This is a genomic window from Pseudomonas sp. PA1(2017), assembly GCF_001945375.1.
GTDB lineage: Bacteria > Pseudomonadota > Gammaproteobacteria > Pseudomonadales > Pseudomonadaceae > Aquipseudomonas.
On the sequence record NZ_MSXU01000011.1, the window covers coordinates 142322 to 149070 of the forward strand.

4 protein-coding genes are annotated in these 6749 nt (G+C 62.9%); 1 reads left to right on the forward strand and 3 read right to left on the reverse strand.

Annotated elements, in window-relative coordinates; translation table 11 throughout:
- Positions 1 to 55 precede the first annotated feature (55 nt).
- Genes sppA through rluC form a run of 3 tightly spaced genes read right to left on the reverse strand, consistent with a single transcriptional unit; the run spans position 56 to position 2664 of the window.
- Positions 56 to 1033, reverse strand: a complete 978-nt coding sequence (sppA, locus tag BVH01_RS17140) for a signal peptide peptidase SppA (protein WP_075931496.1) — start codon at positions 1031 to 1033, stop codon at positions 56 to 58.
- On the reverse strand, positions 1023 to 1718 hold the full coding sequence (locus BVH01_RS17145; RefSeq protein ID WP_075931497.1) for an HAD-IA family hydrolase: 696 nt from the start codon (positions 1716 to 1718) through the stop codon (positions 1023 to 1025). Before BVH01_RS17145 ends, sppA begins: the two co-directional genes overlap by 11 nt.
- A complete protein-coding gene (gene rluC, locus BVH01_RS17150) occupies positions 1711 to 2664 on the reverse strand; it encodes a 23S rRNA pseudouridine(955/2504/2580) synthase RluC (RefSeq protein ID WP_075931511.1) in 954 nt (317 codons plus the stop codon). The genes BVH01_RS17145 and rluC overlap by 8 nt, the downstream gene beginning before the upstream one ends.
- A 747-nt stretch (positions 2665 to 3411) precedes the next feature.
- Here rluC and rne point away from each other — a divergent pair.
- A complete protein-coding gene (rne, locus tag BVH01_RS17155; RefSeq protein ID WP_075931498.1) occupies positions 3412 to 6603 on the forward strand; it encodes a ribonuclease E in 3192 nt (1063 codons plus the stop codon).
- Positions 6604 to 6749 lie beyond the last annotated feature (146 nt).

A 6749-nucleotide genomic window follows, 5' to 3' on the forward strand; every position in this document is an offset into this window, starting at 1 on the left:
ACACCAATAAAAAGCCCCGGCATCTGGCCGGGGCTCTCTATTTACAACGCCGCCATCAACGCAGCGTTGGCCCCTGAAAACCCATCCACAAGGCCAGATGCTCGGCAACACTGGCACCGAGCTTCTTGGTGAAGCGATCCAGCGGGCTTTCCTGCACGGTGAAGTCGACCATTTCTTCCTGGCCGATCACCTCGCGAGCCACGTAGCTGGTGCTGCCCAGCCCGTCGATCAGGCCGAGGCTGAGGGCCTGCTCGCCGGACCAGATCAGGCCGGAGAACAGCTCGGGATGCTCGGCGTCCTTGAGGCGATCGCCACGGCCCTTCTTCACGCTGTCGATGAACTGCTTGTGGGTGGTGTCCAGCACCGTTTTCCAGAAACGGGTTTCCTCGTCCTTCTGCGGCTGGAATGGGTCGAGAAATGCCTTGTGCTCACCCGAGGTGTACACACGGCGCTCGACGCCAAGTTTCTCCATGGTATCGACGAAGCCGAAACTGGCTGCCGTGACGCCGATGGAGCCCACCAGACTGGCTTTGTCAGCGTAGATCTGGTCCGCGGCGCTGGCGATGTAATACGCACCGGACGCGCCTAGGTCGGAAATCACCGCGTAGACCTTGATGTTCGGGTTCTCGTCACGCAGGCGGCGGATCTCATCGTACACATAGCCCGACTGCACCGGGCTGCCACCTGGGCTGTTGATGCGCAGGATCACGCCCTTGGTGTTCGTATCCTTGAAGGCAGCGCGCAGGCTGCCGACGATGTTGTCGGCGCTGGCCGCTTCCTTGTCGGCGATCATCCCGCGCACTTCGATGACCGCGGTATGGGGCGAACTGCTGCCGCTGCCCTGGTTGCTGATCAGCGGCGAGAACAGCGCCAGGGCGCCGAACAGGTAGATGAAGGTCAGCAGCTTGAAGAAGATTCCCCAACGGCGCGAGCGGCGCTGCTCATGGACGCTGGCCAGCAAGGTCTTTTCAAGGAGCTTCCAGCTCTTCGGATCGCTCTCGGAGACCGATGACGTCTTTCTCTCACCCCACATGCTCAATCTCCTCGGTTCGGGTCTCGGCTACCGTGCAGCTCAGCCAGGTACTCAATTGCGTGAAATGGTTGATCGACAATTTCGGCTCATAAAGGCTCAGCGCTTCCAGCGTCTGTGCGCCGTAGCCCACTGCCACCGAATCCATGCCCGCGCGCTGGGCCATTTCCAGATCGAACGACGAATCGCCGACCATCAACGCCTGCTCGGCGCTCACCCCGCAATGCTGCAGAATCTCGTGCAACATCCGCGGGTCCGGCTTGCTGGCCGTTTCATCGGCACAGCGGGTGATATCGAAATAATTCTGCCAGCCCAGGGTGTCGAGAATCCGCTGCAGGCCACGGCGACTCTTGCCGGTGGCGACCGCCAACTGGTAGCCCTGCTCGCGGAACCTCGCCAGGCTCTGCTCGACATCGTCGAAGAACGCCGAAGGCGTCCGATCCAGAGCTACGTAGCACTCGCTGTAGGCAGCATGGAAGCGTTCGACGTGCGCCGCTTCGTCGAGTTCCGGATAAAGGGTGGTGATCGCTTGCGGCAGCGCCAGGCCGATGATGCCCTTGACCGCCTCGTCGCTGCGCCGCGGCACGCCGCACAGATCGGCGGCCTGGTGCATGGCGGTGACGATACGGGCTATGGAGTCGACCAGGGTGCCATCCCAGTCGAAGATCAGCAGCTTGTAGTCACGCACTCAGGCGCTCCACGGTGCGGGACCACACCTCGTCGACCGGCGCCTCGAGCTTCAGCACGCCGCCTTCTGGCAGCGGGATGTTCAGCTCGTAGGCGTGCAGGAACAGGCGCTTGCCGCCCAGTTCGCGAATCTCGCGGGTGAAGTCGTCATCGCCATACTTGCTGTCACCGGCGATGCAATGCCCGCCATACTGGGCATGCACACGAATCTGGTGAGTACGTCCGGTCACCGGCTTGGCCTCGACCAGGGTGGCGAACTCACCGAAGCGGCGCAGCACGCGAAACACGGTCAGCGCGTCCTTGCCTTCCGGGTTGACCTCGACCATACGCTCACCGGAACGCAGATTGCTCTTGAGCAGCGGCGCGTTGATCTGCTTCTTGGCGGTTGCCCAGTGGCCACGCACCAGCGCCATGTAGCGCTTGTCGACGCCATCGCCGCGTAGTTGCTCGTGCAAGTGGCGCAGCATACTGCGCTTCTTGGCGATCATCAGCAGACCTGAGGTATCGCGGTCCAGGCGGTGCACCAGTTCCAGATCCTTGGCGTCCGGGCGCAATTGGCGAAACGCCTCGATCACCCCGTAATTGAGGCCGCTGCCGCCATGCACGGCGATACCGGCCGGCTTGTTGAGCACGATCAGCGCCTTGTCCTCATAGATGATGGCGGCTTCCAGGCGCTGCAACAGGCCCTGGGCCAGCGGCTCCGGTTCGTCTCGCTCGGCCAGGCGCAGCGGCGGCACCCGCACGATGTCGCCGGCCTGCAGCTTGTACTCGGGCTTGATGCGCCCCTTGTTGACCCGTACCTCACCCTTGCGCAGGATGCGGTAGATCAAGGTCTTGGGAACACCCTTGAGTTGGTTGCGAAGGAAGTTGTCGATGCGCTGACCCGCGAGCTCAGGCGCGACCTCGAGCAGCTGAACGCCGGAGGTTGGGGGAGTAGGTGTCGTCATGCCCGCGATCATACAATTTTTATGCATTTGAAGCACTTAATCATTGCTGCTATAGTCGCGAATGCCGTCAAAAGCGGCCTGATTCGCGGATGTTGCCAAACCGCCATCGCGAATCGAGCAACCCACTTCAGGACATAAGGCCGTCCGACGGGCATCTCGGAGAGCGAAAGGCCAGCATGGCTGCTCGAGAAACTCGGAAACAAGGCCTGAGACACAGATGCGTGACCTGCCCAATTGGACGGTCGCGGTAATGCCAACCCGCTGCGGATTTTCGTGAGCGGCACCCGATTTTCAGCGATACGTGTAGGGTGGAGATGCACAACGGTCGGCCTGCGTAGCAAAGAGCTTTATCAGAGACGCGTCATATCGTCCGCTACCGACCCTTGATTCCTCCTCCTGACTGAGAACCTGTTTAAGGTCTCGCGAGCTAGCGCCAAGCAAGACGCTACGTTAGTAACAGCCCCCAATATGGGGCGGGCAAGGAAACGACCTTTACTTCAATGGTAAACGGGCCTTCCAGACCGGTGTTAACGCAGCAAGGCCGATGCTTAGCCGATCACAAGCGAGTTCTGAGGGCTTTCTGTCACATACAGCAAGCAGGAGACGTCCGTCGCGGCCCAGCACAACTGGCTGCTGCCGCTAGACAATGAAACGATTTACGCCCGTTTCTGACGCACCTGACACCGACCCTGATCGTCGTGTGTGCCTAACGCGGCTTCCGGCAGCACCGGAAACCACTGGTACCACATGAAAAGAATGCTGATTAACGCAACTCAACCCGAAGAGTTGCGTGTTGCGCTGGTAGATGGCCAGCGCCTGTACGATCTGGACATCGAGTCCGGCGCCCGTGTACAGAAGAAATCCAACATCTACAAAGGTCGCATCACCCGCGTAGAACCCAGCCTCGAAGCGGCGTTCGTCGACTTCGGCTCCGAGCGTCACGGCTTCCTTCCCCTCAAAGAAATCTCCCGCGAATACTTCAGCAAGGCCCCAGAAGGCCGCGTCAACATCAAGGACGTGCTCAAGGAAGGCCAGGAAGTCATCGTTCAGGTCGAGAAAGAAGAGCGTGGCAACAAGGGCGCAGCCCTGACCACCTTCATCAGCCTCGCCGGCCGCTACCTGGTGCTGATGCCCAACAACCCGCGCGCCGGTGGCATCAGCCGCCGTATCGAGGGTGAAGAGCGCAACGAACTGCGCGAAGCGCTGAACGGCCTCGACATCCCGGGCGACATGGGTTTGATCGTGCGCACTGCCGGCTTGGGCCGCAGCAGCGAAGAAATGCAGTGGGACCTCGATTACCTGCTGCAACTGTGGAGCGCCATCAAGGAAGCCTCCCAGGACCGCCCTGCCCCGTTCCTGATCTACCAGGAAAGCAACGTCATCATCCGCGCCATCCGCGACTACCTGCGCCAGGACATCGGCGAAGTACTGGTCGACAGCGTCGAAGCCCAGGAAGAAGCCCTGACCTTCATTCGCCAGGTAATGCCGCAGTACGCCAGCAAGATCAAGCTGTACGAAGACAGCGTGCCGCTGTTCAACCGTTTCCAGATCGAAAGCCAGATCGAAACCGCCTTCCAGCGTGAAGTGAAGCTGCCGTCCGGCGGCTCGATCTACATCGACCCGACCGAAGCCCTGGTCTCCATCGACATCAACTCGGCGCGCGCCACCAAAGGCAGCGACATCGAAGAAACCGCCCTGCAGACCAACCTGGAAGCGGCCGAAGAGATCGCCCGCCAGCTGCGCCTGCGCGACATCGGCGGCCTGATCGTCATCGACTTCATCGACATGACCCCGGCCAAGAACCAGCGCGCCGTCGAAGAGAAGGTTCGCGAAGCCCTGGAAGCCGACCGCGCCCGCGTACAGGTCGGCCGCATCTCGCGCTTCGGCCTACTGGAAATGTCCCGTCAGCGCCTGCGTCCCTCCCTGGGCGAAAGCAGCGGCATCGTCTGCCCGCGCTGCAACGGTCAGGGCATCATCCGCGATGTCGAATCGCTGTCGCTGGCCATCCTGCGCCTGATCGAAGAAGAAGCCCTGAAGGACCGCACTGCCGAAGTACGCGCCCAGGTGCCGATCCCGGTCGCCGCCTTCCTGCTCAACGAGAAGCGCAACTCGATCACCAAGATCGAACTGCGTACCCGTGCGCGCATCGTCATCCTGCCGAACGATCATCTGGAAACCCCGCACTTCGAAGTGCAGCGTATCCGTGACGACAGCCCGGAAGCCCAGAGCGCCCAGACCAGCTACGAAATGGCCACGGTCGAAGCCGAAGAAGAGAAACCGGCAGCCGCCACTCGCACCCTGGTTCGCCAGGAAGCCGCCATCAAGGCCGCGCCGCCACGCAGCGCGCCGGCTCCGGTCAGCGAAGCCGCTCCGGCTGCCCCGGTTGCCGCTGCAGCACCTGCCGGTGGTCTGTTCAAAGGCCTGGTGAAATCCCTGGTCGGTCTGTTCGCCGGCGCCGAAGAGCAAAAGCCGACCGTCGTCGAGAAGAAAGCGGGCGAGCGTCAGCCGCGTGGTGACGAACGTCGCAACGGCCGTCAGCAGAACCGCAACCGCGGCAACCGCCGTGACGACGACCGCAAGCCACGCGAAGAGCGCGCCCCACGTGAAGATCGCGCAGCCCGCGAAGAACGTGCGCCACGTGAAGAGCGTGCACCGCGTGAAGAACGTCAGCCTCGCGCTCCGCGTGAAGATCGCCAGCCGCGTGAAAACGTGGAAGTACGCGAGCCTCAGGAAGTGCGTCAATCCCGTCCGCCGCGCGAACCGCGTGAAGGCCAGGAAAACCGCCGCGAGCGTCGCCCGCGCGAAGAGCGTCAGCCACGCGAACTGCGTGCCCCGCTGGACGCCGAGCCGCAGAACGAGAACGCCGCCGTTGCCAGCGAGGAAGCACCACGTGCCGAACGCCCGCAACGCGAGCCGCGTCAGCCACGTCAACCTCGTGAGGAGCGTCAACCACGCACCGAGCAGGCTCAGGCCGATAGCGCCGAAGAAGAAGTGCTGAACGGCGAAGAGCAGCAGGATGACGAGCAGGACGGCACCGAGGGCAGCGAACGTCCACGTCGCCGCTCCCGTGGCCAGCGTCGCCGCAGCAACCGTCGCGAGCGCCAGCGTGATGCCGATGGCAACCTGATCGAAGGCAGCGAAGAAAATGCCGAGCAGCCGGTCGCTGGTGCCAGCATCGCAGCCGCCGCTACCGTGGCCGCCGTGATCGCCGAAACCGAGCAACCTGCCGAGCAAAACGTCGCCAGCGAAAGCCAGGCGGCCGCCCCTGCCGAGCCAGCTCAGGCAGCCGCTGCGGTCGAAGCCGAGCAACCGGCACCGGCCGTAGAAGACGCTCCGGCGCCAGTGGTCGCCGAGCGCGCCGACGTGGTGATAGAAGCACTGCCGGAAGTCGAGCAGCCACGCGAGCCGGCCCCGGTTTTCGAAGCTGTCGCCGAGCAGCCAGCCATTGTCGCCGAGCCGGTCAGCGAGCCTGCTGTCGTTGAAGCAGCCGCCATCGAAAAGCCGCTGGTCGCGGCGCCGGTCGCCGAAACTACCGTCGTCACCGAGGCAGCGCCTGCAGTCGAAGCAGCCCCAATCGTTGAAGCCGAGCCCGTGGTGGAGCAGGTCACTGTCGCGCCAGCCGAGCAGCCTGCGCCAGCAGCGCCGGCCAGCAGCAACGGCCGTGCACCGAACGATCCGCGTGAAGTGCGTCGTCGCAAGCGTGAAGAAGAGCGTCTGGCTCGCGAAGCCGAGGAGGCTGCCAAGGCCGCCGCTGCTGCGCCTGCCGTCGTCGAGGCTGCTCCAGTGGTTGAAGCGCCGCAGATCGCGGAAAGCGAAGCCGTGGTCGATGCCCAGCCGGCCAGCGAGCCGGTCGAGCAAGCGGAACAGGCTGACGTGATCGTCACGCCGGTCGACGAAAGCGCCCAGCGCGATCAGGATGCGCCCAAGCCGCAAGCCTGATAGCTGACGCGTAAACGAAAGGGATGCTTCGGCATCCCTTTTTTATGGTTCTTCACGGATTGCCGGGAAAGTCATTCTTGATCTTCATAAAGAAGAATTCGCTGTCCCGGTAGCCGTAAGCCATCCGTTTGATGACCTTGATCCGG

Excerpts from the sequence above, each read along its gene's own strand:
- rluC (WP_075931511.1), bottom strand. The coding sequence starts at position 2,664 with ATGACGACACCTACTCCCCCAACCTCCGGCGTTCAGCTGCTCGAGGTC.
- sppA (WP_075931496.1), bottom strand. The coding sequence starts at position 1,033 with ATGTGGGGTGAGAGAAAGACGTCATCGGTCTCCGAGAGCGATCCGAAG.
- rne (WP_075931498.1), top strand. The coding sequence starts at position 3,412 with ATGAAAAGAATGCTGATTAACGCAACTCAACCCGAAGAGTTGCGTGTT.